Origin of the sequence: Pararhodobacter sp. CCB-MM2, assembly GCF_001691415.1 — a bacterium.
Classification (GTDB): domain Bacteria; phylum Pseudomonadota; class Alphaproteobacteria; order Rhodobacterales; family Rhodobacteraceae; genus Pararhodobacter.
Window position 1 is genome coordinate 107,448 of the sequence record NZ_LRRR01000003.1, and the last position, 26,520, is coordinate 133,967.

Genomic DNA, 26,520 nt, shown 5'->3' on the forward strand with positions numbered 1-26,520 from the left:
CTGATTGGCCCAGAGTGCTGCCAATTCCTGAAAGAACCCTTAACCGCGGCAAGAATGAGGCAGCGCGAGGGCGATTCCTTGCGGACCCCCCTCAGCGGCTCAGCTGGCCAACAGCGCCTCGACCTCGGCCCGGCTGGGCATCGCGGGGGCGGCACCGGGCCGTGTCACCTGAATCGCGGCGGCGCCGGCGGCATAGCGCAGCGCCTGTTCCGGAGCCTCACCCCGGTCCAAGGCCGCAGCCAGAGAACCCGCGAAGCAATCGCCCGCGCCGGTGGTGTCGACGGGCGTGACCTTGAAGGCGGGGGTGAAAAGCGGCTCTGCGCTTGCGGAAATCCACTCGGCGCCCTGCGATCCACGGGTGACGATCACCGCCTCGACCGGCTGATCGGCCAGCGCGATGCCGGTCGCAGCCACCAGCGCCTCGGCCTCGCCGGCGTTGACCAACAGATGGGTCACATGCGGCAGGATCGCGCGCAGGGGTTCAAGCGCGAAGGGGGCGGCGGAGTAGAAGACCTGCATCCCCCGGTCGCGGGCAATCTGGGCGGCTTCGACCTGATGCGAGGTCTCGTTTTGCAGAAGCAACGTATCGCCGGGCCCGCCCGCGGCCAAAGCGGCCTCGATTGCCGCCGTGTCCTGCTTCAGATTCGCGCCCGAGAAGATGATGATCTGATTCTCGCCCGCATCATCGACAGCAACGATGGCATGGCCCGTCCCGCCCTCGACCCGCGCGATATGGTCGAGCGCGATGCCGTGATCTGTCAGCTGCCCCTCTATCCACGCGTCACCCCGCCCCACGGCGCCGATATGCACGACCTCGGCCCCAGCCCGCGTTGCGGCGACGCTCTGGTTCACGCCCTTGCCGCCCAGGCCCGCAACGTGGCTCTGGGCGGTCAGGGTCTCGCCCGCCTTCGGCAGCTCAGGCAGCCGATAGACATGGTCGATATTGATCGACCCAAGGCAGAAGACCGTCATTTCCCGGCGATCCCAACCCGACAAGCTGCCATCACCGCCATGTTCATGATGTCGTTGACGGTGGCGCCGGTGGAGAGGATCTGGATCGGCTTCGGCACGCCCGTGAGGATCGGGCCGATCACCGTCGCGCCAGCCATCTCCTGCATCAGCTTGACCGAGATCGAGGCCGAATGCCGCGCGGGCACCACGAGGATATTCGCGGGTTTCGACAGGCGCGAGAACGGATAGGCCTCGGCCGCGCGCGGATTGAGCGCCACGTCCACGGTCATCTCGCCCTCATACTCGAAATCGACGCCGCGGGCCTCCAGCACATCGGGCGCGAGGTGCATCTTCTGCGCCCGCTCCGAGATCGGATAGCCGAAGGTCGAGAAGCTAACGAAGGCCACACGCGGCTCCAGCCCCAACGTGCGGGCGACGCCGGCAGCGCGGATGGCGATATCGGCGAGATCCTCTTCCTCGGGCCATTCATGCACGAGCGTATCGGCGATCAGCACGATCTTGCCCTTGTGCAGCAGGGCCGAGACCCCGACCGCGCCGTCCTGCGCGCGGGCGTCGAAGACGTGGTTGATCATGTCCATGACCAGCGCGGATTTCCGCGTGGCCCCGGTGACCAGACCGTCGCCATGGCCGTGCTGCAACATCAGCGCCGAGAAGATATGCCGGTCGCGGCTGACCATGCGGTGCACGTCGCGCTGGTCGAAGCCCTTCCGTTGCAGGCGCTGGTAGAGGAAGGCCTTGTAGGCCTCCAGATGGCGGGTATTGGCGGCGTTGACGATGCTGAGTTCGCGCACCGCATCGGCCAGACCGGCGGCTTCTAGACGGCGCTTCACATCGGCTTCCTCGCCCACCACCAGCGATTTGCCGAGACCGGCGCGCTGATAGGCCACGGCGGCGCGCAGCACGCGCTCGTCATCGCCCTCGGCGAAGATCATGCGGCTTTGCGACTGGCGAGCGCGGGCAAAGAGGCTCTGCTGGATCGAGGCCGTCGGGTCCATCCGCTGCTGGAGGTTATGCTTGTAGCCCTCCATGTCGATGATCGGCCGACGCGCGACGCCGGTATCCATGCCCGCCTTCGCCACCGCCGGCGGGATCGTGTAGATCAGGCGGGGATCGAAGGGCGTCGGGATGATGTAATCGCGACCGAAGGACAGCTTGCGACCGTAAGCCATCGCCACTTCGTCCGGCACGTCTTCGCGCGCCAGTTCGGCCAAGGCGTTGGCGCAGGCGATCTTCATCTCATCGTTGATCGCGCGGGCATGGATATCCAGCGCGCCGCGGAACAGATAGGGGAAGCCCAGCACGTTGTTGACCTGGTTCGGGTAATCCGACCGGCCCGTCGCCACGATGGCATCGGGACGGACGGAATGCGCTTCTTCGGGGGTGATTTCCGGGTCCGGGTTGGCCATGGCGAAGATGACCGGGTTGTCGGCCATGGTTTGCACCATCTCGGTCGTCACCGCGCCCTTGGCCGAGACGCCGAGGAACACATCGGCATTGACCATGGCCTCTTCCAGCGTCCGGGCCGAGGTGGCGACGGCATGCGCCGATTTCCACTGGTTCATGCCCTCGGTGCGGCCCTGATAGATCACACCCTTGGTGTCGCACATGAGGCAATTCTCATGGCGCGCGCCCATCGACTTCAGCAGCTCCAGACAGGCGATCCCCGCCGCGCCGGCACCGTTGAGGACGATCTTCACATCCTCGATCTTCTTGCCCGAGATCTCCAAGGCATTGATCAGACCCGCCGCACAGATCACCGCCGTGCCATGCTGGTCGTCGTGGAACACCGGGATATCGCAGAGCTCCTTGAGGCGGCTCTCGATGATAAAACACTCGGGCGCCTTGATATCCTCGAGGTTGATGCCGCCGAAGGTCGGCGACATCAGCTGCACGGCCTTGATGATCTCGTCCGCATCCTCGGTCGCCAGTTCGATGTCGATGGCGTTGACGTCGGCGAAGCGCTTGAACAGCACCGCCTTGCCTTCCATCACCGGCTTCGACGCCAGCGCACCCAGATTCCCGAGGCCGAGGATCGCCGTGCCGTTCGACACCACGGCGACCATGTTGCCCTTGGTGGTATAGTCATAGGCCAGCCCCGGATCGCGGGCGATCTCCTCGACCGGGACAGCGACGCCGGGCGAATAGGCCAGCGACAGGTCGCGCTGGGTGGCCATCGGCTTCGACGCCGTGATCTCGAATTTCCCGGGCGTGGGCTCGAAATGGTAACGAAGCGCCTCGTCGGGCGTGATGCGGGATTTGCGGGTCATGGCGTTCCTCCGATTGCTTTTTCCATAGCGCGGCAACCGGCGTGGAACAACGGGCGCGGCAGGCCGGAATCGGCCCTTTTCGCCGCTGGGCCCGTTTTGTAGGGTCGCGCCGACGATGCGGAGATGGACGTGAGCAACGCGCAAGCCGGCGTAACGCCGATGATGGCCCAATACCTCGAGATCAAGGCCCAGCACGCGGATGCGCTGCTGTTCTACCGGATGGGCGATTTCTACGAGATGTTCTTCGACGACGCGGTCGCTGCCGCCGCCGCCTTGGACATCGCCCTGACGAAACGCGGCCAGCATCTGGGCGAGGATATCGCCATGTGCGGCGTGCCGGTTCATGCCGCCGAGGGGTATTTGCTGACGCTGATCCGCAAGGGCTTCCGCGTGGCCATCGCCGAGCAGATGGAGGACCCGGCCGAGGCGAAGAAGCGCGGCTCGAAATCGGTGGTGAAGCGCGACGTGGTGCGGCTGGTGACGCCCGGCACGCTGACCGAGGACGCGCTGCTGGAGCCCCGGCGGCACAATTACCTCGCCGCCTGGGCGGATATCCGCGGGGACAGCGCGCTGGCTTGGGCGGATATCTCGACGGGCGAGCTGCGGGTGATGCCCTGCCCCCGCGTGCGGCTGGCGCCGGAACTGGCGCGACTGGGCGCGCGCGAGATGGTGGTGGCCGAAGAAAGCGCCGCCGATCTGCGCGAGATGGCGGATGAGATGGTGCTGGCTTTGGCCGAGCGCGGCCGCGCGTCCTTTGACAGCGCCGCCGGGGTGAAACGGCTTTGTGCGCTGTTCGGGGTGCAGACGCTCGATGGCTTCGGGACGTTCTCGCGCGAGGAGACCTCCGCGCTTGGCGCCTTGGTGGATTACCTCGACCTGACGCAGAAGGGCCGGATGCCCCTGCTTCGCCCCCCGGTGCGCGAGAGCGCCGGCGCGGCGATGCAGATCGACGGGCCGACACGGCGGAACCTTGAGCTGACCGCGGCTTTGTCCGGCGGGCGCGAGGGGTCGCTGCTGGGGGCGATTGATACGACGGTGACGGCGGGCGGTGCGCGTCTGCTGGAGCGGCGGATTTCCTCGCCCTCCTGCGATCTGGGGGTGATCCGCGAGCGTCTGGCGGCGGTAGAGCTGCTGGTGGGCGATGACCTGCTGCGCGGGGACCTGCGCGCCTGCCTGAAGGCGGTGCCGGACATCGACCGGGCGCTCTCGCGGCTGGCCTTGGACCGGGGCGGTCCGCGCGATCTGGCGATGCTGCGCGGGGGTCTGGCGCAGGCGGGTGTGTTGGCTGGGCTGTTGCAGGACGATGTGCCCGAAGTGCTGGCCTCGGCGCGGCGGGCGCTGGTCGGGCATGACGCGTTGGCGGGGATGCTGGAAGGCTCGCTGGTGGCGGAGCCGCCGTTGCTGGCCCGGGATGGCGGTTTCATCGCCGCGGGCGTGGATGCCGATCTGGATGCGGCGCGCGAGCTGCGCGATGAAGGCCGGGGCGTGATTGCCCGCATGCAAGCGGAGTATATCGAGCAAACTGGTATTAGTTCATTGAAAATAAAGCATAATAATGTGCTTGGCTATTTCATTGAGACCACGGCGACCCATGCCGAGAAGATGTTGTCTGCCCCGCTGAACGAGGTGTTCAAGCATCGGCAGACCACGGCCAATCAGGTGCGGTTCACCACGGTGCCCCTGTCCGAGATGGAGACGAAGATCCTCAATGCCGGCGCCCGTGCGCTGGAGATCGAGAAGCGGATCTTCGAGGAGCTGCGCGCTGCCGTTCTTGACGCCGCAGGGGCGGTGCACGGTGCAGCGCGGGCCCTGGCCGAGGTCGATGTGACGGCCGCCTTTGCCGAGCTGGCGCGCACTCGCGATTGGGCGCGTCCGGTGGTCGACGCCAGCCGTGTGTTCGAGGTCGAGGCCGGACGGCATCCGGTGGTCGAGGCAGCTCTAGCGCGCGCCGGGCAGCCTTTCGTCGCCAACGATCTGGATCTGGAACCCGCCGAGAAGGGCGCGGCGGTCTGGCTGGTCACCGGGCCGAACATGGCCGGTAAATCGACCTTCCTGCGGCAGAATGCGCTGATCGCTATTCTGGCGCAGGCGGGCGGCTATGTGCCCGCGCGCTCGGCCCGGATCGGGCTGGTCGAGCAGGTGTTCAGCCGCGTCGGCGCCTCGGACGATCTGGCGCGGGGGCGATCGACCTTCATGGTCGAGATGGTCGAGACGGCGGCGATCGTGAATCAGGCGGGTTCGCGCGCCTTCGTGATCCTCGACGAAATCGGGCGCGGGACGGCGACCTATGACGGTCTGTCGATTGCCTGGGCGGTGCTGGAGCATCTGCACGAGGTCAACAAATGCCGCGCGCTGTTTGCCACGCATTACCACGAGATGGTGGCGATGGCCGAGCGGCTGGAGGGCGTGGAGAACGCCACCGTCGCCGTGCGCGAATGGGAAGGCGAGGTGGTCTTCCTGCACGAGGTGATCAAGGGCGCGGCGGATCGGTCCTACGGGGTTCAGGTGGCGCGGCTAGCCGGCCTGCCGGATGCGGTGATCGCCCGGGCCCGCGAGGTTCTGGAGATGCTGGAGAAGGGCGATACGCGTCAAGGCGGGGCGAAGGTTCTGATCGACGACCTGCCGCTGTTCGCCGCGGCCCCTGCCCCGGTACGCAAGGCGGAGGCGCCCAAGACCTCGGCGGTCGAGGCAAAGTTGCGCGATGTCCATCCCGACGCCCTGACGCCGCGAGAGGCGCTGGGGCTGCTGTATGAGCTGCGCGAGATGCTGGGCGACACGTAAAGGTGGGGTGAAACCCCACCCTACGCCTGCGCCAAAAAAAGGCCGCCCTTCGACGGGGCGGCCTTTGTCGTACCTGTAACGCGGGCTTAGCCCGGGGTCGACGAGACGCCGACCTGCGCCGGGCGCAGCAGGTGCTCGTGCAGGCGGAAGCCTTCGGACACGACCTGAATGATCTGGCCAGCCTTGGTGCCCGGCACCGGGGCCTCGAACATCGCCTCATGGAAATGCGGGTCGAATTGTTCGCCGACCGCGGGCGCGACGCGCTCGATGCCGTGGCGCTGGAAGATGTTGCCCAGATCACGCAGGGTCAGGTCCAGACCTTCGGCGAGGCCCTTCTGCTGCTCACGCAGGCTGTCGTCCATCAGGGACAGCGCGCGGTTCAGGTTGTCGAAGACCGAGAGCATGTCGCGCGCCAGCTTCTGGCCACCATAGATCGCGGCCTCGCGGCGGTCCTTTTCCGACCGTTTGCGCAGGTTCTCCAGATCCGCCAGCGAGCGCATCAGGCGGTCGCGCATTTCGCTGCGCTCGGCCTCGAAGGCGGAGCGGGCCGCGGCCAGGGCAACCACCGGATCGGTTTCGGCCTCGGGCGTGTCGATGGGCTCTTCGGCCGGGTTGTTCTGCGATTCAGACATCGATTCCTCGTCTCACTCGGAACCCAGCTCGGTCAACATGCGGCCAACCAGCTGGGCGGTATAATCCACGATCGGAACGATGCGGCCGTAGTTGAGCCGGGTCGGGCCAATGACCCCGACCGCACCGACGATCTTGCTGTCGGCGTTCATATATGGAGAAACCACCAGAGTGGAACCCGTCAGTGAAAAGAGTTTGTTTTCTGCGCCGATGAAAATGCGCACACCATCGCCGCGCTCCGTGTGTTCCAGCACTTCGGCGATGTCGCGTTTGCGCTCCAGGTCATCGAACAGCTCGCGGATCTTCTGAAGGCTTTCCGAATCGGTCTGCTCCAGCAGGTTCGCCCGGCCCCGGACGATCAGCCGCTCGTGCCGCTCGCCCTCGTTCTCCCACAGCGCCATACCGCGTTCGATGAGGTCGGTGGCCAGCACGTCGATCTCCTGCCGGCGGGCGGTGATCTCTGTGCGCATGCGGGTGCGCAGCTCGCTCAGCGTCAGGCCATTGGCGAGGGCGTTGATGAAGTTCACCGCCTCGCGGATCGCGCCGGGCATCAGGCCGGGCGGCGGGGTGAAGACGCGGTTCTCGACATGGCCGTCGCCGAAGACCAGGACCACCAGCGCACGGTCGGCCGAGATCGGCACGAACTCAATGTGCTTGATCGGCGCCTCGTGCTTCGGTGACAGCACCAGCGAGGCCCCCCGGGTTATGCCGGACAGCGCGTTGCCGACCCGGTCAAGCAGCGACGAGACATCGCGTTCGTTCGACTGGCGCGTCGCCTCCAGCCGCTCACGGTCGGCGGCGGTGACGGGATCGACCTCCAGCAGGGCATCGACGAACAGCCGGAGCCCCTGCTGCGTCGGAACCCGCCCGGCCGAGACATGCGGGCTTTCCAGCAAGCCCATGTATTCGAGGTCCTGCATCACGTTGCGGATCGTCGCCGGAGACAGCCGCTCGGAGAAGTCGCGGGTCAGCGTGCGAGAGCCCACCGGCGTGCCGGTCTGCAGGTAGCTGTCAACGACGCGGCGGAAAACTTCCCGCGCGCGGTCGTTCATGTCGTGGAAGGCTTTGTTGTCAGCGCTCATCTGTCGTGGGGTCGCGGCCTTGCGCGTCAATCCGGTTGCATGGGCCTGCGCCCGGCATGTATCTGGAAGGCCAGAAACGAAAGGAACCGGACATGCGCCCCTCGGGTAGAAAATTAGATGAAATGCGGGCGGTTTCAATCGAAACCGGCGTGATGCGGCATGCCGAGGGCTCGTGCCTGATCAAGGTGGGCAACACCCATGTGCTGTGCACCGCCTCGATCGAAGAGCGCACGCCGTCCTTCCTGAAGAATACCGGCCTTGGCTGGGTCACCGCCGAATACGGCATGTTGCCCCGCGCGACGAACACGCGGAACCGCCGGGAAGCTGCCATGGGCAAGCAAGGCGGAAGAACCGTTGAGATTCAACGACTTATCGGTCGTTCTTTGCGTGCCGGGATCGATCGTTCGGCCCTGGGCGAGCGTCAGATCACCGTCGATTGCGACGTCATCCAAGCCGACGGCGGCACGCGCTGTGCCTCGATCACCGGTGGCTGGGTTGCGCTGCGTCTGGCGATCAAGACGCTGATGAAGACGGGTGCCATCGTCTCGAACCCGATCATCGGTGACGTCGCGGCGGTGTCCTGCGGGATCTACGCCGGTCAGCCTGTTCTGGACCTCGATTACGACGAAGACAGCGCGGCGGGTGTCGACGGCAATTTCATCATGCTGGACGACGGTCGCATGGTCGAAGTGCAGATGTCGGCCGAGGGAACGGTATTCCGCCGCGCCGAGATGGACCAGATGCTGGCCCTCGCCGAAAAAGGCGTGGCTGAGCTGGTCGCGGCTCAACGGGCTGTGCTGTGAGCGGTTTTCCCGACACCCTGCTCTTCGCCACGCATAACGCCGGCAAGGTCGAAGAGATGCGCCAACTGCTGTCACCCTATGGGGTGACGGTGGTTTCGGCGAAGGAGCGCGGCCTCGCCGAGCCCGAGGAAACCGAAAGTACCTTTGTCGGAAACGCGCGTATCAAAGCCCATGCCGCCGCAAAGGCGACGGGGCTGCCGGCTTTGGCGGATGACTCGGGCCTTTGCGTCGATGCTCTGGGTGGCATGCCCGGTGTGTGGACGGCCGATTGGGCGGAAGGCCCGGATGGGCGTGACTTCATGCGCGCAATGGAGCGGACGCGCGCGGAACTGGGCGACACCCCTGCCCCGTGGACAGCGCAGTTTCGCTGCACTCTGGTCATGGCCTGGCCGGACGGGCGCGATGAAGTCTATGAAGGTGTGGTCGCCGGTGATTTGGTTTGGCCGGTTCGTGGCGCCCTCGGGCATGGCTATGATCCGATGTTCGTGCCAGAGGGCGAGGACCGGACCTTTGCCGAAATGACGGCCGACGAGAAGAATGCGATGTCTCATCGGGCCCGCGCCCTGAAAGCACTGATCGAGGCGCGTTTCACGTGAAACACTCGGGCGTCGAGGATTGGCAAGATGCCGGGTTTGCGCTGTATGTCCACTGGCCATTTTGCGCAGCCAAGTGCCCCTATTGCGATTTCAACAGCCACGTCGCCCGACAAATCGACCATGACCGCTGGCGCGCCGCTTATGTGTCGGAAATTCGCCGCTGGGCCGAAAGGACGCCGGGGCGTGTGCTACGGTCGATCTTCTTTGGCGGCGGCACACCCTCTCTCATGGATCCAGAAACCGTCAACGCGGTGATTGAAACCGCCTTCGACGTCTGGACCCCCGCGAATGATATCGAGATCACCCTTGAGGCCAATCCGACCTCGGTCGAGATCGGCAAGTTCCGCGCCTTTTCGGACGCTGGCGTGAACCGTGTATCCCTTGGCGTTCAAGCCTTGGATGACGACGCGTTGCGGCTGTTGGGCAGAATGCATGACGTCGACCAAGCCATGCGGGCTTGGGACGTTGCCAATGAGGTCTTCGCACGCACCAGTCTGGATTTGATTTACGCCCGTCAGTTTCAAACCGCGGAGCAATGGCGCGATGAACTGTCACGTGCGCTGACACTCGGTGTGAGTCATCTGTCGCTCTATCAGTTGACGATCGAGGACGGGACAGCGTTCGGCGACCGCTACAAGATCGGAAAGCTCCCGGGTTTGCCATCTGAGGACCGCGGCGCCGACCTTTGGGATATCACGCAAGAGCTGTGCATCAAGGCCGGCCTTCCCGCCTATGAAGTGTCCAATCACGCGAAGCCAGGCGCCGAATCCCGGCATAATCTGGTCTACTGGAACTATGGTGACTACGTCGGCATTGGTCCGGGAGCGCACGGACGGGTGAATGAAAATGGGCAACGGCTAGCGACGGTTGCCGCATCGTCTCCGCATGCCTGGTTGGCATCCGTCGAGGCAGAGAAGCCCGCGGTCGAGGAAACGGCTCTGCACCCGTCAGATCAAGCCGGCGAGCTCTTGATGATGGGGCTTCGTTTGTCAGACGGGGTCGATCTAAGCCGCTACGAGCGCCTTAATGAAGCCCCGCTTCGCGTTGAGGCCGTGAGGCAATTGACGGATCTTGGGTTCTTGCGCATTGCCAATGGAAAGGTCGCCGCGACAGATGCCGGGCGACCTATCCTCAACAGTCTTCTGCGCGAGCTTCTCTGAACGTCAGCGAACCTGCGACAGCAGTTGGCAAAGCTGGTCCAGCTGATCGAGCGTCTTGTAACGGATCGTCACCTGCCCCTCGCCCCCCGGCTTGTGGTCAATGACAACCCCCATGCCAAGGTTCGCTGACAGATCTTCTTCAAGCGCCCGTGTGTCAGTATCTTTCTCCGCATTGCGCTTTGCGCCAGCAGGCCGCGGAGGCGCCACCGACATACGGCGCGCCAGATCCTCCGTCTCCCGTACAGACAACCCCTCGCCGGCGACCTTCAACGCCAGTTTCAGCGGATCCTCTGCGGTAACCAGAGCGCGGGCATGCCCTGCCGTCAGCGTTCCTGCAACGACCATGTTCTGGACGTCAGCCGGGAGGTTCAACAAACGAAGCAGGTTCGCAATGTGGCTGCGGCTCTTCCCAAGGGCCTCGGCCACCTTCTCTTGAGTGTGGCCGAACCGGTCAATCAGCTGCCGATAACCCGCCGCTTCTTCGATAGCATTCAGCCCTTCACGCTGAATGTTCTCGATGATCGCAACCTCGAGAACCTCAAGATCGTTGAACTCCCGAACCAGAACCGGCACACGCTCCAGCTTCGCGAGTTGGGCAGCGCGCCAGCGACGTTCACCGGCGACGATCTCGAACATTCCGGGCGTACCGGCCGAGGGCCGGACAACGATCGGCTGGACGATACCCTTGGTCCGAATGGATTCCGCCAGTTCACCCAAAGCACGTTCGTCGAACTTGCGACGCGGCTGATCAGGGTTGGCCTGAATACTTTCGATCACCATGCTTTCGAGGCCGGAGCGGCTTACTTCTGCAGCGGGTGTCGCCTCGTTGAAGCTGCCGTCAACGCCAATATCCGCCATCAACGCGGACAATCCGCGGCCCAGTCCCCGGCGCTCCTGCTTGCGGTCGCTCATCTCATGCCTCCTCATGCAGGTCGTTGTTATTCTTCAGAAATTCTTTGGCGAATGACCGGTAGGCCAATGCCCCTTTCGACGTCGGATCATAGGTCAACGCCGGCACAGCAAACGACGGTGCTTCGCTCAACCGCACGTTACGAGGGATGACAGTCTCGTAGACCAGGGCACCCAAGGTGTCGCGCGCGTCACGCTCTACCTGCTGCGAGAGGTTATTCCGTTGGTCATGCATGGTCAGCAAGACCCCTTCCACGCGCAGGCGCGGGTTGGCCGTCTGCCGGATCTCACGGATTGTCAGCATCAACTGGGACAAGCCCTCCAGAGCGAAGAACTCACTCTGAAGCGGGATCAAGACCGCGTTCGCTGCGACCAATGCGTTGACAGTGAGAAGGTTCAGCGACGGCGGGCAGTCGATCAGAGCGTAGTCATAGCCGGCCTCCTGCACAGCCTGACTGGCAAGGGCATCCCGCAGCAGAAAGCTCCGCTTGTTCACATTGTACAACTGGACGTCCGAAGACGACAATTCGGTCGTGGCCGGAATGACAGAGACACCCTTCGTTTCAGTCTCAACGATCACGGCTTTGGGGTCTGCGTCCCCCAGCAGCATATCGTAAATAGTCAGGTTTCGCTGTTCGACGGCCACTCCAAGACCGGTGGACGCATTGCCTTGCGGGTCCATGTCGACGACCAGAACAGATTTTCCCTCCTCAGCCAGGCTCGCCGCGAGGTTGATGGCAGTAGTCGTCTTCGCGACGCCGCCTTTCTGATTGGCGATTGCAATGGTCTTCATCTCGGTTCTTCCACGGCCTGGAGGTTACGAACGACGGCGATAACACTGTCAGGATCGAGCTTGCTCGGCTCGACATCGGCATCGAAGTGCCATGCCTCTCGCGCCTCTTCAAGCTCTAGTCGCCAATTTCGGCCTTTCGGCAAGAGACAGATCCCGTCTGCCGCCATGTGACGGGCACAATAGTGAAGCAAGAGAGGCATCGGCGCCAAAGCTCTCGCAGATACATACTGCGCATTCACAGGCTCGCAGGCTTCAATCCGAGCCCGTTTCACCGATACCTTCAACCCCAGATCGCGAGCAACCGTCGTTAGAAACGCCGCCTTGCGGGCATCGGATTCAATGAGCGTAAGGTCAGCTCCCGGCCAAAACTCGGCCGCAATGCACGCTGTTACCATGCCGGGCAGCCCACCACCGGATCCTATATCGCAGATACTCCGAACGTCTCCAACGAGATGACCAGAGAGTTGGACCGAATCCAAGATATGACGGCGCCAGGCGTCACCATGTGTCGCCTTGGCAATGAGGTTGATCTTCGACGACCATCTCAAAAGGGCTTCGAGATAGGCATCCAGACGGTCGAGTGTTTCACGTGAAACGTCTCGTCCCAAGATCAGCGCAACATCATCCCTGCGAGACACGAGACGTCCGCTCACGCAACTTGATATGGGCGAGAATCGCCGTAACCGCCGCCGGGGTCATCCCTTCAATGCGCCCTGCATCGGCAATGGTCGCAGGTCTTGCAACTTGGAGCTTTATCCGCAGTTCATTCGACAACGACGGCAAGGCCGCGTAGTCGAAATCAGAGGGAACCTTGATTTGCGCTTCCTTCCGGAGCTGGTCTGCCTCGCGCTTCTGACGATCAACATAGGGCGCGTAAAAGGCTTCGCGGGCCGCCTGAGCAATCGCATCGCCGTCGATATGCGGAAAGGCATTTTGCGCTGCGGATACGTCCGCCCGCTCGCCAATAAGCTGCCCAGCAACATTCAGCCAGCTTCTTTTGTGGCCGTCCCGAGAGGAGCTGAGAGCCAAAGCTTCAAGATCTGTCTTGGAGACAAAAGCACCCTCCATCGTGAGCTGTGCAATTGAGATCTGCTCCAACTTCTCGCAAAAAGCAGCGTGCCGACGATTCCCTACAAGACCGAGCTCTCTACCAGAAGGCGTCAACCGTTGGTCTGCATTGTCCGCCCGAAGCGTCAGGCGGTACTCAGCCCGTGATGTGAACATCCGATAGGGCTCCGTGACGCCACGCGTCACCAGATCATCAACCATCACACCAATGTAGCTATCAGTGCGCGACAATTTCAGCGCATCGATCTGAAGAACCTGCGCGGCTGCATTTGCGCCCGCGAGGAGCCCCTGGGCCCCTGCTTCTTCGTAACCGGTCGTCCCGTTGATTTGACCCGCCAGATACAAACCAGGCATGAGCTTCGATTGAAGGCCATGATCCAGATCCCGGGGATCGAGGAAATCATACTCAATCGCATACCCGTATTGCAGGACTTCTACAGCCTCCAAGCCTTTGATCGACCTGAGAAACGCCAGTTGAACGCTTTGCGGCAAAGACGTGGAAATTCCGTTCGGATAGACCGTGTGGTCGTCCAAACCTTCGGGTTCAAGAAAGACGTTGTGCGAGTCCTTATCAGCAAACCGAGTGACTTTATCCTCGACCGACGGACAGTAACGCGGGCCAACACCGGAGATATTGCCTGACCGCATGGCGGACAGGTGCAAGTTCTCATGGATGATCTCATGCGTCCGCGCGTTGGTGGCCGTTACGCCGCATGGAATCTGCTTGGCTTCCGGCTCTCTATTCAGAAATGACAACATCACAGGGTCGAGATCGCCATCTTGGCGACCCAACGCGTCCCAATTAATGGTCCGACCGTCCAAGCGCGCTGGAGTGCCGGTCTTCAGCCGCCCAACTCTCGTGGCGACTTCTCGCAGTCGGTCGCCGAGCCGAACAGCAGCGTTATCCCCCCTGCGACCGGCAGCGATACGCTCCGTTCCAATGTGAATTTCGCCCTTCAGAAACGTTCCCGTCGTAAGCACAACAGCGCCGGAGGTGATCGATTCACCGGTAGACAAAACAACGCCGCCCACCGCATTTCCGCTTAGGATCAAATCGGTTACTTCGGCCTCAAGAACATCGAGGTAGTCCTGCCGAGTGACATAGGCCTGACTGAAGAAAGCATACCGCTTCCTATCCGCCTGCACCCGCGGACCTTGAACGGCGGGACCGCGGGACCGGTTCAGAAGACGATACTGAATACCGGCATAATCGCCCGCCAATCCCATCATGCCATCAAGCGCATCGATTTCCCGGACCAAGTGCCCTTTGCCAATCCCGCCGATGGCCGGGTTGCAAGACATGACACCGATATCTGTGCGTCGGAAAGATACCAAGGCAGTCCGCGCGCCGCGACGTGCTGAGGCGAGCGCCGCCTCAACGCCGGCATGGCCGCCGCCAACAACGATGACGTCGTAATGTTTCACGTGAAACACATCCCTACTTGCCGATGCAGAACGACGAAAAGATTCGTCCGAGCACATCTTCTACATCGACCCGGCCGATAATGCCATCCAGCGCGCGGATCGCGGCCTTCACATCTTCACCGACCAAGTCCCAGCTGATGCCAGAAAGCAAACCGCGCTCCGCCGCCTCAATGTCCTCCAAGGCGCGCGACAGTTTGTCAAAATGCCGCTCGCGCGTGAAGACGGACGAGCCCGCGACCCGGCCCGACAACGCCTCTTCGATCTGACCGATCAGCGCCGAGACACCCTCGCCCGTCTTCGCCGACAGGCCCGGTTGTCCCCAGACATCGGCCTTCGACAGCAGCACCAGATCGCCGGGAATAACCCCTTCGGGCTCCTCATCCGGTGCGCTTTTCAGATAGACTCGCAGATCGGCTCCCGCCGCCCGTTGGCGCCCCCGCTCAATCCCCAGTCGTTCGATCTCATCATCCGCGTCGCGCAAGCCAGCAGTATCGATCAGCGTCACGGCCAGCCCAGCGATGTCCATCCGGACTTCGATCACATCGCGCGTCGTCCCCGCCCGAGACGAGGTAATCGCCGCCTCGCGGCCCGCCAAGGCATTGAGCAACGTCGATTTTCCGGCATTCACCTGACCGACGATCGCCACTTCGAACCCGCTGCGCACGGCTTCCGAGGCCTTCCGCCCCGCCCTCTGCGCCTCGAGGCTCTCACGCACGCGGCCGAGCGGCGCCAGGACATGCCCGCTCAGATCGTCCGGAAGCTCCTCGTCGGCGAAATCGAGCGCGGCCTCCAGCATCGCCAACGATTGGAGCAAATCCTCACGCCAACCCTCGATGACCCGCGTCGCGGCGCCTTCCAGAACCGCCTGCGCCTGACGACGCTGGACCTCGGTCTCGGCATCGATCAGATCGGCCAGCGCCTCGACCTCGGTCAGATCCATCCGACCGCCGAGGAAGGCGCGGCGGGTGAACTCGCCCGCTTCGGCCGCGCGCACACCGTCGATCGCGAGACAGGCGCGCAAGAGCGCCCCCACCACCGCGATGCTGCCGTGCACCTGGAATTCGCAGACCTTCTCGCCGGTGAAGCTCGCGCCCTCGGCGAAGACCAGCACCAGACCGGAATCGATCAGCGCGCCGTCGCGATCCTTGAGCCGGGCCAGACGCGCTTCCCGGACCGGAGGCACAAAACCGGCGAGCGCGGAACACACGTCCCAGGCCAGAGGCCCCGAGACGCGCACCACCGCGACGCCGGCGCGGCCCTGCGCCGTGGCGAGGGCAACGATCGTGTCCATCGAACCCTCCGGATCAGGAGTTCATCGAATCGAAGAACTCGCCGTTGGTCTTGGTCTGCTTCAGCTTCGAGATCAGGAACTCGATCGCATCCGTGGTGCCCATCGGGTTCAGGATGCGGCGCAGCACGAAAGTCTTCTGCAGGTTGTTCTTGTCGACCAGCAGGTCTTCCTTCCGGGTGCCGGACTTGAGGATGTCCATCGCTGGGAACACACGCTTGTCGGCCACCTTGCGGTCGAGCACGATTTCCGAGTTACCCGTACCCTTGAATTCCTCGAAGATCACCTCGTCCATGCGCGAGCCGGTGTCGATCAGGGCGGTAGCGATGATAGTGAGCGAGCCGCCCTCCTCGATGTTCCGCGCGGCACCGAAGAAGCGCTTCGGGCGCTGCAGCGCGTTCGCGTCGACACCACCGGTCAGCACCTTGCCCGAGGACGGAACCACGGTGTTGAAGGCGCGGCCCAGACGGGTGATCGAATCGAGCAGGATCACCACGTCGCGCTTGTGCTCGACGAGGCGTTTCGCCTTCTCGATGACCATCTCGGCCACGGCGACGTGACGGGTCGCCGGTTCGTCGAAGGTCGAGGACACGACCTCGCCCTTCACCGAACGCTGCATGTCGGTGACTTCCTCAGGCCGTTCGTCGATCAGAAGAACGATCAGGTAGCATTCCGGGTGATTATGCGCGATCGAATGCGCGATGTTCTGCATCAGCACGGTCTTACCCGTGCGCGGCGGCGCCACGATCAGGGCGCGCTGACCTTTGCCCAGCGGCACAACGATGTCGATGATCCGGGCCGAGCGATCCTTGATCGTCGGATCTTCGATTTCCATGTTCAGCCGCTGATCGGGATACAGCGGCGTCAGGTTGTCGAAATGGACCTTGTGACGCGCGCGCTCGGGATCGTCGAAGTTGATCGAGGTGACCTTGGTCAGCGCGAAATACTTCTCGTTCTCACCCGGCGCGACGATCACGCCTTCGATGGTGTCGCCGGTGCGCAGGCTGAACTGGCGGATCATCTCGGGCGAGACATAGATGTCATCGGGACCCGGCAGATAGTTCGCTTCGGTCGAGCGCAGGAAGCCGAAGCCGTCCTGCAGCACTTCCAGGACACCATCACCGCCGACTTCCCAGCCTTCCTCGGCGCGCTCTTTCAGGATCGAGAACATCATCTCGCCTTTGCGCATCGAGGGGGCGTTTTCGATCTCCAGCTCCTCAGCCAGCGCCAGCAGCGCCGCAGGGGTCTGGGCCTTCAGTTCGGACAGGTTCAAACGTTCTTCAGCCATGAGGGCACTCCGCGACGCGCGCAGCCGGCGAGCGTCGGTCTCTCAGCAATGTCTTCGGGAAACACGGGTACCGGACGGCCCCGCTTTGAGCCTGATCTAGGCGATCTGGCCCTCTGAGTCAATCTGGGCGCGACTTTGGCCGTCCAGACCCCTCTCTCTTCTCTATAAAAATAAGAAAAGATAAGAAGAGTAGATGATTTGGTAGGGCCTGTAGATAACCCGAATTCAGACTCTCTCCCCGGAACTATCCACAAGCGATCGCGGCACCCAGAGCCAACGCGGGATCAGACAAACCTCTGACTCTGTTCGATGAATCTGGGACGAGCGGTCGGTGTATACATCCGTGTCACCAAATCTTCACACCCTGTGCACCGGACTTCTCCCCTGTGGAGAAACCGCCCTCGTCCCTTGACAGAGATGTTCACAAACGGCCATCACCCCACGATAGCGCCACTGGCCCCCAATGCGCCCCAAGGCACCGCACAGGGTTATCCACATGTCTGTCCTCATCCTTGCGTCGAAATCTCAGATCCGGGCGACGCTTCTTCGCAACGCCGGGCTGGAAATCGACGTCGTTCCCGCCCGCGTGGACGAGGAATCGCTGCGTGAGTCGCTCACGGCCGAGGGCGCCGGCGCGCATGACCTCGCCGATGCTCTGGCCGAACAGAAGGCGCTGAAGGTCGCGCTGAAGAACCGCGAGGCCATGGTGCTGGGCTGCGACCAGATCCTGGAATGCGAGGGGCGGATCTTCGCCAAGCCCGCCAGTCCGGACGACGCACGGGAACACCTCACCGCGTTGCGCGGCAAGACGCACCGGCTGCACACCGCCGCCGTCCTTTATCACAAGGGCGAGCCGATCTGGCGCCACGTCGCCACCCCGCGCCTGACGATGCGCGATTTCTCGGACGACTTCCGGGACAGCTATATCGCCGCGAACTGGGACGAGATCCGCCATTGCGTCGGCTGTTACCAGATCGAAGGCCCCGGCATCCGCCTGTTCGCGCAGGTGGAGGGCGACCTCTTCGCCGTTCAGGGCCTGCCGCTGCTGGAACTCCTGCAAATTCTCACCCGCCGAAAGGATATCGACGGATGACCACCCTGCCCCTCGCCGGCGTGATCGGCGATCCCGTCGCCCACAGCCGCTCGCCCTGCCTGCATGGCCATTGGCTGAAGCATTATGGCATCAATGGCCATTACGTCCCGCTGCATATCCGGCCCGAGGATTTTGGGGATGCCGTGCGCATGCTGCCGAAAATGGGCTTTCGCGGTGTGAACGTGACGATCCCGCACAAGCATGACGCGCTCGGCGTGGCGGATATCGTCACGCCCCTGGCCGACCGCATCGGCGCCGCGAACACGCTGACCTTCACGCCTGAGGGGATCGAGGCCGACAACACCGATGCCTACGGTTTCGCGCAGAACATCCTTGCCAGCCATTCGGATTGGGCGCCGAAGATCGTCGCGCTGGTCGGGGCCGGTGGCGCCAGCCGTGCCGTGATCGTCGCCCTTCAGGATGCCGGGGTCGAGGAAATCCGCCTCTCCAACCGCACGCAGGCCCGGGCCGAGGAGCTGGCCGGCGATCTGGGCGAGACGATCACCGTCGTCCCGTGGGAGCATCGCTCTGGCATGCTGGACGGATGCGACACGCTGATCAACGGCACCGCGATGGGCATGGTCGGCGAGCCGCCGTTGGATCTGGACCTCAGCGCCCTGCCGAAATCGGCCATCGTCACCGATCTGGTCTATGTCCCGTTGGAGACGCCCCTTCTGGCCGCCGCCCGCGCGCGCGGCAATGCCACGGTCGATGGCCTCGGGATGCTGCTGCACCAAGGCGCGCCGGGGTTCGAGCGTTGGTTCGGACAACGGCCCGAGGTGGACGAAGCCCTGCGCCGGGCGGTGCTGGGATGAGCCTGATCCTCGGCCTCACCGGCTCGATCGGCATGGGCAAGAGTACGACCACCGGCTTCTTCCGCGAGGCCGGCGTGCCGGTCTGGGACGCCGATGCCGCTGTGCATCAGCTCTACGCCCCGGGCGGGGCCGCCGTCGCCGGGATCGGTGCGCTGCATCCCGCCGCCGTGTTCGAAGGCGCCATCGACCGCGCCGCCTTGCGCGCCTGGATCGCCGCCGATGCAACTGCGCTGAAGCAGATCGAGGGCGTCGTGCACCCCCTCGTCGGCCAATCCCGCGCCGATTTCCTAGGTGACAACGCGGGGGCGCCTTTGGTCGTCGTCGATGTCCCCCTGCTGTTTGAGACCGGCGGCGATGCGAAGGTCGACCGCACGCTCGTCGTCTCCGCCCCCGCAGAGGTCCAGCGCGCCCGCGTCCTCGCCCGCCCCGGCATGACCGAGGATCACTTCCAAACGATCCTGTCGAAACAGATGCCCGATGCCGAGAAACGCGCCCGCGCCGACCATGTCATCGAGACACTGACCCTTGATCAGACCCGCGCTGCCGTGTTCGACTTGATCGCAGACCTGACCGGGAGCCGCCCCGATGCGTGAAATCGTCCTCGACACCGAGACCACGGGCTTCGAGCCGTCCGAAGGCGACCGTCTGGTCGAGATCGGCGGCGTCGAGCTGCTTAACCACATGCCGACCGGCCGGACCTACCACCAATACATCAACCCCGAGCGCGACATGCCCGAAGAGGCGTTCAACATACACGGGTTGTCCGAGGAATTCCTGCGCCCGATGCCCAAATTCGTCGAGGTCGCGCAGGCCTTCGTCGATTTTGTCGGTGGCGCGCAGCTGGTGATCCACAACGCCGCCTTCGACATGAAGTTCCTGAATTTCGAGCTGGAACGGGCTGGGTTTCCGAAATTGAACGTCAAAGTGGTGGATACTCTCGCTATCGCTCGTCGTCGCTTCCCGGGCTCGCCGGCGTCGCTCGATGCTCTGTGCCGCCGGTTCGCCATCGACAACTCGGCGCGGACGCTGCACGGCGCGCTTCTCGACTCCGAGATCCTCGCCGAGGTCTATCTGGAACTGATGGGCGGTCGGCAGCCGGATCTGGTGCTCGCTTCCTCAGGCGGGTCGCGCAACTCGGGCCCCGCCGATACCGGCTGGCGCGCCCGGCCGCGGCCCAACCCCCTGCCCTCGCGCCTGACGGCGGATGAGGCCGCAGCGCATGCCGCGTTCGTCGAGAAGCTGGGTGATGCGGCGATCTGGAAGCGGTATGAAGGCTGACGCGCTGGTCATCGGCGCCGGTCCCGCCGGGCTGATGGCCGCCGACCGTCTGCTGGCCGCCGGATGCTCGGTGATCTTGGCCGAGGCCAAGCCCTCGCCCGCGCGCAAGCTTTTGATGGCGGGGAAATCCGGGCTGAACATCACCAAGGACGAGGATTTCGCGCCCTTCCTGTCGGCCTATGCCGAGGCCGCCGACTGGCTGCGCCCCATGCTTGAGGCCTTTGGCCCCGCGCAGGTGATGGACTGGATGCGCGCCCATGGGCAGACAGTCTTCACCGGCTCCTCGGGGCGCGTGTTCCCCGAGGTGATGAAGGCCTCGCCGCTGTTGCGGAATTGGCTGGCGGATCTGACCGCGCGCGGTCTGGACCTGCGCACCCGCTGGCGCTTCGACGGCGCGGGCTTCGACACGCCCGAAGGTCGGGCGACAGTCGAGGCCAAGGCGGTTGTTCTGGCGCTCGGCGGCGCCAGCTGGGCGCGGCTGGGGTCGGACGGGCATTGGGCAGAGTGGCTGGACGTGCCTCTGGCACCATTCCAGCCCGCCAATATGGGCTTCCTCGTCGATTGGTCGCCGCATATGGCGAAGCATTTCGGCCAACCGCTGAAAGGCGTCGCGTTGATCGCCGGGTCGCAACGTGTGCGGGCCGAGGCTGTGATCTCGGCGCGCGGTCTCGAGGGCGGCGGGATTTACGCGATTTCGCGCGCGTTGCGCAAGGGGTCGGGGCTGACAGTCGATCTGTTCCCGGATGTGGAGGCTTCAAGGCTTACGGAACGCCTAGCAGCGCGGCCCAAAGGCGAAAGCACGGTCAACACGTTGAAAAAGTTGGGACTCTCCGGCGCGAAACTGGCCTTGGCGCTGGAATGCGCGCGTCCCTTTCCTCCGACGGCCTCGGATCGGGCGGCGATCCTGAAAACCCTTCCCGTCCCGCTGAGGGGCCCGAGGCCGATGGACGAAGCGATCTCGACCGCTGGCGGCATCCCGCGCGCGGAACTGACCGAGGACCTGATGTTGAAACGCCGCCCCGGCTGTTTCGCGGCGGGGGAAATGCTGGATTGGGAGGCGCCGACCGGGGGCTATCTGCTGACCGCCTGCCTCGCCACCGGACGTTGGGCGGGCGATGCCGCCGCGCGCTTCATCCGGTCCCGGTGAGGAGGAACCCGCCACCCATGGCGAAACGGCCCTCGATTGCCTGACCCGCGCGGAACGGTCCGACATCGCGTTGCCAAGTGGCGCGGTAGGTGCCGTCGCCAAGGGTCACCGCGAAGGTCTCGAAGCCGAACAGCTGGCGGGTCACCGGGTACTGCGCCTTGTAGACGCATTCCTTGGCGCTGAAGATCAGCCGCGCCTGTCGCGCATCGGCCCCGCGTTCCTCGGGCAGCAGGACGGTGTCGCGCACCTCGTCCGGCAGATCCTCGTCCAGCTCCAGATCCGCGCCGATCATCCCCTGCCCCGTGACCGCCAAAGCCCAGCTGCCCGCATGGGTGATCGAGCCGCGGATGCCCTCGGGCCAGATCGGCGCGCGGTCGGCGCCCATCGGGATAGCCACCTCGCGGCCCATGGCGATCCGGGCGGCGGCGCGACCAGCGGAGAATTCAGCGACCCGAGACGGCACCGCGCGGGCCATCGCCTCGGCCTCGGGTCCCATCAGCGCGACGGGCCCGATGGGGGCAATCCCGACGGACAGCCCCGGAAATACGCGCGCCGCCAGACCCGTGAGCTGGCGGCGCGTGATCTGATCGTCGGTCAGGCTCACCCGAGGCGGCTCAACCGTTCTGCGCGCATCGCGCGGCGCTTCGACATCGCGTCGAGCCGACCCTTCGCGCCCTCGCCCTCATCGGCCGGAACCGGTGTGGCGGCGGGGGCCGGAGCGGCTCCGGCGGGACGCATCTTCGCGTCGATATGCGCGGCCAAGGCCGAGAGAACCGGGAAGCGGAACACGTCGGTGATCGACAGGCCGGGCAGCGCCAAGGCCTCGCGGATCTCGCGATGCGCCTGCACGGCCAGGAGCGAATGGCCGCCCAGCTGGAAGAAGTTGTCGGAGGGCTTCACATCCGTGACGCCCAGCACCTTCGTCCAGATCGCCGCGATCCGCGCCAATGTGTCACCGGCATTCGCCGCGACGGGCGCCGCGACCGGGGCCGCGCGCACCACCGCCTGCGGCGCGGGCAGCGCCTTGCGGTCGATCTTCTTGTTCGGCGTCAGCGGGAAAGTGTCGAGCCGCACGATGGCGGACGGCACCATATGCGCGGGCAGAACCCCGGCCAGCGCCGATTTCAGCCCCGCCGTATCGGCATTCCCCAGCACATAGCCCACCAGCCGCACATCGCCCGGCACATCCTCGCGCGCCATGACCACCGACTGCGTGACGCCGGGCAAGGCGTCGAGCTGCGTCTCGATCTCACCCAATTCGATCCGGTAGCCGCGGATCTTCACCTGATGATCGGCGCGGCCGAGGAAATCGACCGCCCCATCCGCGCGCAGCCGCACGAGGTCGCCGGTGCGATAGAGCCGCGCGCCGTTGATCACGACGAACCGCTCGGCCGTCAGTTCCGCGCGCTGCCAATAGCCGCGCGTCACGCCGTCGCCGCCGATCCACAGCTCGCCCTCATGGCCCAGGGGCACCGGGCGCTGATCCTCGTCCAGCACATGCAGACTCGTGTTGGCAATGGGCGTGCCGATGCCGACCACGCCCTCGCCGCCCTTCGACAGCGCCGTCGTCGACCAGATCGTCGTCTCGGTCGGGCCGTACATGTTCTGCACGGGATTGCCGGTGATCTGCGACAGCTCGGACGCCAGCGCGCCCGGAAGCGCCTCGCCGCCGACCATCACATGCTTCACGCGACCGAGGGCCGCACGGGCCTCGTCATTGCCGACCAGCATCCGGGCCATCGACGGCGTGCATTGCAGATGCGTCACGCCATGGCGCTGGATCTGCGCGGCGAGCGAGAAGTCATCCGCTTCCAATTCGGAGGGCGCGTTGGTCCGGCGCAGCACCTCGGCCAGCGGGTACAGACCCTCCAGCACCTGCGGGACCGGGATGCCGTAGTCGATGAGGCACCCGACCTCGCCGACGCCGATCTTCTTCAGCTGCTCGACCCGACGCAGGCAATCCTCGACGGTGCCGAACAGGCCGGAATCTTCGAAATAGCGGTTGAAGGCGTAATCGAGGATGCCGTCGACCTCGTCCTGGCTGAGCGAGCCGAGGTCGATATCCATCGGGTTGTTGACGCCCTTCGGTTTCTTGAACGCCGGGAAGGCCCAGGCGTATTGCTTGACCAGCGCGGCGGCGGACAGAAGATAGGACTTCATCGGCCCGCGTGCCGTTTCCCGCGCGATCTCCCGCGTGCGCGCCACATAGGTGTGCAGCATCATCGTGACGGTGTGATCTTTCGGGTCGCGGCCGACCGAGCGCAGGGCCTCGTGGTAGATCTCAATCTTCTCAGCCACTTCGTCGACGGTCTGGCCCAAGAGGTGGGTCAGCACATTGGCGCCGATCCGCCCGGCCTCGCGCCAGGTTTCGGGGTTGCCGGCGGTGGTCAGCCAGATCGGCAGCTCCGCAGACACGGGACGCGGCAGCGATTGCAGCGAGCGTTTCTCGCCGTTGTGGTCGAATTCCACCGCCTCGCCACGCCAGAGTTTGCGCACCTTCTCGATGGTGTCGAACATCGCGGCCTTGTTGTTCGGCACGGAATTCTCGGGCCGCAGCACGAAATCGACCGGATGCCAGCCCGAGGCCATGCCGAGGCCGACACGCCCGTTGGTCAGGTTGTCGATCACCGCCCATTCCTCGGCAATCCGCAGCGGATGGTGCAAGGGAGCGACGCAAGAGCCTGATCTCACGTCGATATTCCGCGTCACCGCCGCCACCGCAGCGCCGGTCACCGCCGGGTTCGGATAGGGGCCACCGAAGGCGTGGAAGTGGCGCTCGGGCGTCCAGACGGCGCGGAAGCCGTGGGTATCGGCGAATTTGGCGCCTTCCAGCAGCAGTTCATATTTCTTCGGGCCGGGGCCGTCGTCATTGCCCCAGTAGAACAGCGAGAAGTCGATCTTCTGGTCCGAGATCGCCATCGACCCGCCCGAGACCATCATCCGGTCCTCATCGGACGTCAGCACCAGCTTGAACCCGCGCGCGAGGGTCCAGAAGAGCTCGAGCACCGAGATGTCGAAGCTGAGCGACGTGACCGCCAGCCAGACGCCCGCCGGATCATGCTGGATGCGGTCATCCATGCCGGCGAAGAAATTGGCGACGTTGCGGTGTTCGACCATCACGCCTTTCGGCAGTCCAGTCGAGCCCGAGGTGTAGATGAGATAGGCGAGGTTTTCCGGTGCCGCACCACCCTCGGGGTTCGTCTCGGCGGCCGAGGCGAGGCGGGTGTCGGTGTCCAGCACCAGCATCTGCGCGGAATGCGGCGGCAGGCTGTCGATCAGGCCGGATTGCGTCACCACCACCGGGGCGCCGCTGTCCGCGAGGAAATGCTGCAGGCGGTCGGCGGGATAGGACGGGTCCATAGGCACATAGGCGCCGCCTGCCTTCAGGATCCCCAGCGCGCCCACCAGCAGATCGGGCGAGCGACGGGCACAAAGCGCGACCGGCGTGTCGGGCCGGATGCCGAGGCCCTGCAGCACATGCGCGACACGGTTGGCCTTGGCGTTGAGCTGGGCGTAGGTCAGCGTTTGGCCTTCGAAGACCAGAGCCACGGCACCCGGCGTGCGGGCGACTTGCGCCTCGAACAGTCGGCTGATCGTCTGGTTGTCGAACGGCCGCGCGGTGGCGTTGAGGCGCGAGAGCACGGCTTCTTCCGGCGCGCCGACCAGCGGCAGGTCGGTGATCGGCGCCTGCACATCGGCCGCGGCCAGTTGGGCAAGGCGCGCGGCGAACAGATCGAGCGTCGCCTCATCGACCATCGCGCGGTCGGCGGAGAGGGTCAGGCCCTGCGCGCCTTCGATCAGGCACAAAGCCACGCCCTCGATGGCCTCGCCCTGCGACAGGCCGAGCGCCGGCATAGCGAGCGGCATCAGCGCGGGGTCGCGGCCAATCATGTCGCGCGCGTAGGATGGATGGGTCGCGGCGAAAGCGGTCAGCGCCTCGACCGAGGCCTCACGCGCGGTCAGTGTCTCGCCGGCGGGGGTCAGCGGCACAAAGGGCGCGATATAGGCGGGCGCGGCAGCATGGGCCGAGGCCGTCGCCGTGCCGCGATAGGCCCAGCTGCCGGGGACATAGGCCGACAGGATCGCCACAGCGCGCGCAGCGGTCAGGCCGGGGATCGCGCGTTCGGCCCGGCCGGTGCCGCTGCCCTTCGTGGCCAGTTCCGAGGCGGCATAGGCCCCGAGTTCCTTGCGCCAACGCCCCTCGCCCGAGGTCACGCGGGCCATCGCCTCGGTCAGGCTGGCCGGTGGGACAGGCAGCACCTCGCCCGAGCTCACCACGTCCTTGACCGGCAGGCCGCCGAGGCAGGTCAGCGTCAGCTTCAGCGCCCCGTCGGCGCAGGCGACGACCGGCGCCTCGCCGCCGACCAGCACCGTGCCCAGAGCCCCCGAGCCCGGCGCGGCCTCGACCGCGGCAACGGCATAGACGCCCGAGGCGGTTTCGATCTTCGGCAGGGCCAGCGGGTTCCAATAGCCGCCGTGATCCAGCGCGCGGACCAGTCGCGTCAGTTCGGCCATCGGGCGGGTGAAATCGAGCCGCGCGGCCTTGGCCGGACGGTCATCGCGCCGGTAAAGGCTGCGCTGCGCCAGATCCTGCGCCATTCCGGGCGCGTCGGATTCCAGCGCGGCAACAACGGCGGGGAAACTCTCGATCGCGGCGCCGTAGCAGCGGGCGTTCAGCGAAAAGGCGGTGTCATCGGGCTGGATATCGAACAGCGCCTGCTCCAGCACGCGCCCCTCGTCAATCCCGCCCTCGATCCGGTGCCAGGTCACGCCATGACGCGCCTCGCCATTCATCAGCGCCCAGAGCGGCGCGTTCAGACCGGCATAGCGCGGCAGGGGGCCGTCGTGGAAATTGACCGCGCCCTTGGCGGCGCGCGCCAGCAGCGAATCCGGGATGACCGAGAGATTGGCAATCGACAGCAGCCAGTCGAAGGGCTGGGTGATCCGGTCCTCAAGCCCCTTGCCCGGCGCGACAACGGGGATCGCGGCGGCATGGGCCCAAGCGATCACATCGGTATTGCGGCTGGCGACGGCGGTGATGCGGTGGCCGCGTCCCGTGAGGATCTTGGCGCATTCCACCAAGAGGGATTCGTTGCCAACCAGCACACTTGAAAACGAGGTCATT

General features: G+C 64.9%; 21 protein-coding genes. 9 read left to right on the forward strand and 12 right to left on the reverse strand.

Translation table 11 applies throughout. The features are described 5' to 3' along the window. Positions 1-99 precede the first annotated feature (99 nt). Both BCY78_RS05410 and BCY78_RS05415 read right to left on the reverse strand, forming a co-directional pair. Complete coding sequence (locus BCY78_RS05410) at positions 100-972, reverse strand: ribokinase (RefSeq protein ID WP_068298922.1); 873 nt, start codon at positions 970-972, stop codon at positions 100-102. Beyond that, positions 969-3,239, reverse strand: coding sequence for an NADP-dependent malic enzyme (locus tag BCY78_RS05415; RefSeq protein WP_068298926.1), 2,271 nt, complete (start codon positions 3,237-3,239; stop codon positions 969-971). Before BCY78_RS05415 ends, BCY78_RS05410 begins: the two co-directional genes overlap by 4 nt. Before the next feature lie 159 nt (positions 3,240-3,398). Between BCY78_RS05415 and mutS the strand changes: the two genes are divergently transcribed. Continuing rightward, entirely contained in the window at positions 3,399-6,020 is a 2,622-nt protein-coding gene (mutS, locus tag BCY78_RS05420; protein ID WP_139103095.1) for a DNA mismatch repair protein MutS, read from the forward strand. Between the two features lie 86 nt (positions 6,021-6,106). Here mutS and BCY78_RS25175 read toward each other — a convergent pair whose 3' ends face one another. Both BCY78_RS25175 and hrcA read right to left on the reverse strand, forming a co-directional pair. Continuing rightward, positions 6,107-6,652: a nucleotide exchange factor GrpE gene (locus tag BCY78_RS25175; RefSeq protein ID WP_068298932.1), complete on the reverse strand. Its 546-nt coding sequence runs from the start codon at positions 6,650-6,652 to the stop codon at positions 6,107-6,109. A 12-nt stretch (positions 6,653-6,664) separates the two neighbouring features. Then, entirely contained in the window at positions 6,665-7,732 is a 1,068-nt protein-coding gene (gene hrcA, locus BCY78_RS05430) for a heat-inducible transcriptional repressor HrcA (RefSeq protein WP_068298934.1), read from the reverse strand. Between the two features lie 92 nt (positions 7,733-7,824). On the opposite strand from hrcA, the gene rph reads away from it, so the two are divergent. From rph to hemW, 3 genes are read left to right on the forward strand one after another with little or no spacing between them, the layout of a single operon-like run. Next, complete coding sequence (gene rph / locus BCY78_RS05435; protein WP_068298935.1) at positions 7,825-8,535, forward strand: ribonuclease PH; 711 nt, start codon at positions 7,825-7,827, stop codon at positions 8,533-8,535. Then, a complete protein-coding gene (rdgB, locus tag BCY78_RS05440) occupies positions 8,532-9,131 on the forward strand; it encodes an RdgB/HAM1 family non-canonical purine NTP pyrophosphatase (RefSeq protein WP_068298936.1) in 600 nt (199 codons plus the stop codon). The genes rph and rdgB overlap by 4 nt, the downstream gene beginning before the upstream one ends. After that, a complete protein-coding gene (gene hemW / locus BCY78_RS05445; protein WP_068298939.1) occupies positions 9,128-10,291 on the forward strand; it encodes a radical SAM family heme chaperone HemW in 1,164 nt (387 codons plus the stop codon). Before rdgB ends, hemW begins: the two co-directional genes overlap by 4 nt. A 3-nt stretch (positions 10,292-10,294) precedes the next feature. Here the strand turns inward: hemW and BCY78_RS05450 are convergent, their stop codons facing one another. From BCY78_RS05450 to rho, 6 genes are read right to left on the reverse strand one after another with little or no spacing between them, the layout of a single operon-like run. Beyond that, entirely contained in the window at positions 10,295-11,203 is a 909-nt protein-coding gene (locus tag BCY78_RS05450; protein WP_068298943.1) for a ParB/RepB/Spo0J family partition protein, read from the reverse strand. A gap of 1 nt (position 11,204) precedes the next feature. After that, on the reverse strand, positions 11,205-11,993 hold the full coding sequence (locus BCY78_RS05455) for a ParA family protein (RefSeq protein WP_068298947.1): 789 nt from the start codon (positions 11,991-11,993) through the stop codon (positions 11,205-11,207). Further along, entirely contained in the window at positions 11,990-12,646 is a 657-nt protein-coding gene (gene rsmG / locus BCY78_RS24535; protein ID WP_233499354.1) for a 16S rRNA (guanine(527)-N(7))-methyltransferase RsmG, read from the reverse strand. Before rsmG ends, BCY78_RS05455 begins: the two co-directional genes overlap by 4 nt. Continuing rightward, on the reverse strand, positions 12,615-14,543 hold the full coding sequence (gene mnmG / locus BCY78_RS05460) for a tRNA uridine-5-carboxymethylaminomethyl(34) synthesis enzyme MnmG (protein WP_083194841.1): 1,929 nt from the start codon (positions 14,541-14,543) through the stop codon (positions 12,615-12,617). The genes rsmG and mnmG overlap by 32 nt, the downstream gene beginning before the upstream one ends. After that, complete coding sequence (gene mnmE, locus BCY78_RS05465; RefSeq protein ID WP_068298953.1) at positions 14,500-15,777, reverse strand: tRNA uridine-5-carboxymethylaminomethyl(34) synthesis GTPase MnmE; 1,278 nt, start codon at positions 15,775-15,777, stop codon at positions 14,500-14,502. Before mnmE ends, mnmG begins: the two co-directional genes overlap by 44 nt. A 13-nt stretch (positions 15,778-15,790) precedes the next feature. Continuing rightward, positions 15,791-17,062, reverse strand: a complete 1,272-nt coding sequence (gene rho / locus BCY78_RS05470; protein ID WP_068298955.1) for a transcription termination factor Rho — start codon at positions 17,060-17,062, stop codon at positions 15,791-15,793. 496 nt (positions 17,063-17,558) lie between these two features. On the opposite strand from rho, the gene BCY78_RS05475 reads away from it, so the two are divergent. The 5 genes from BCY78_RS05475 to BCY78_RS05495 are packed head-to-tail and all read left to right on the forward strand — an operon-like array spanning position 17,559 to position 21,395. Then, the gene (locus BCY78_RS05475) at positions 17,559-18,155 is read left to right on the forward strand and encodes a nucleoside triphosphate pyrophosphatase (RefSeq protein ID WP_068298958.1); all 597 of its coding nucleotides are present in this window, start codon (positions 17,559-17,561) and stop codon (positions 18,153-18,155) included. Further along, positions 18,152-18,970 (forward strand): shikimate dehydrogenase, encoded by an 819-nt coding sequence (locus BCY78_RS05480; RefSeq protein WP_068298961.1) that lies wholly within the window; start codon positions 18,152-18,154, stop codon positions 18,968-18,970. Before BCY78_RS05475 ends, BCY78_RS05480 begins: the two co-directional genes overlap by 4 nt. Beyond that, positions 18,967-19,563: a dephospho-CoA kinase gene (gene coaE, locus BCY78_RS05485; RefSeq protein ID WP_068298964.1), complete on the forward strand. Its 597-nt coding sequence runs from the start codon at positions 18,967-18,969 to the stop codon at positions 19,561-19,563. Before BCY78_RS05480 ends, coaE begins: the two co-directional genes overlap by 4 nt. Next, positions 19,556-20,248 carry a DNA polymerase III subunit epsilon gene (gene dnaQ, locus BCY78_RS05490; protein WP_068298965.1) on the forward strand — a complete coding sequence of 231 codons (693 nt, stop codon included), beginning with the start codon at positions 19,556-19,558 and terminating at the stop codon, positions 20,246-20,248. The genes coaE and dnaQ overlap by 8 nt, the downstream gene beginning before the upstream one ends. Next, the gene (locus tag BCY78_RS05495) at positions 20,238-21,395 is read left to right on the forward strand and encodes a TIGR03862 family flavoprotein (protein WP_068298968.1); all 1,158 of its coding nucleotides are present in this window, start codon (positions 20,238-20,240) and stop codon (positions 21,393-21,395) included. Before dnaQ ends, BCY78_RS05495 begins: the two co-directional genes overlap by 11 nt. Here the strand turns inward: BCY78_RS05495 and BCY78_RS05500 are convergent. After that, positions 21,379-21,999, reverse strand: a complete 621-nt coding sequence (locus BCY78_RS05500) for a 4'-phosphopantetheinyl transferase (protein ID WP_068298969.1) — start codon at positions 21,997-21,999, stop codon at positions 21,379-21,381. The two genes, BCY78_RS05495 and BCY78_RS05500, sit on opposite strands and share 17 nt — an antisense overlap. Beyond that, positions 21,996-26,519 (reverse strand): MupA/Atu3671 family FMN-dependent luciferase-like monooxygenase, encoded by a 4,524-nt coding sequence (locus BCY78_RS05505; protein ID WP_068298974.1) that lies wholly within the window; start codon positions 26,517-26,519, stop codon positions 21,996-21,998. The genes BCY78_RS05500 and BCY78_RS05505 overlap by 4 nt, the downstream gene beginning before the upstream one ends. Position 26,520: the final 1 nt, after the last annotated feature.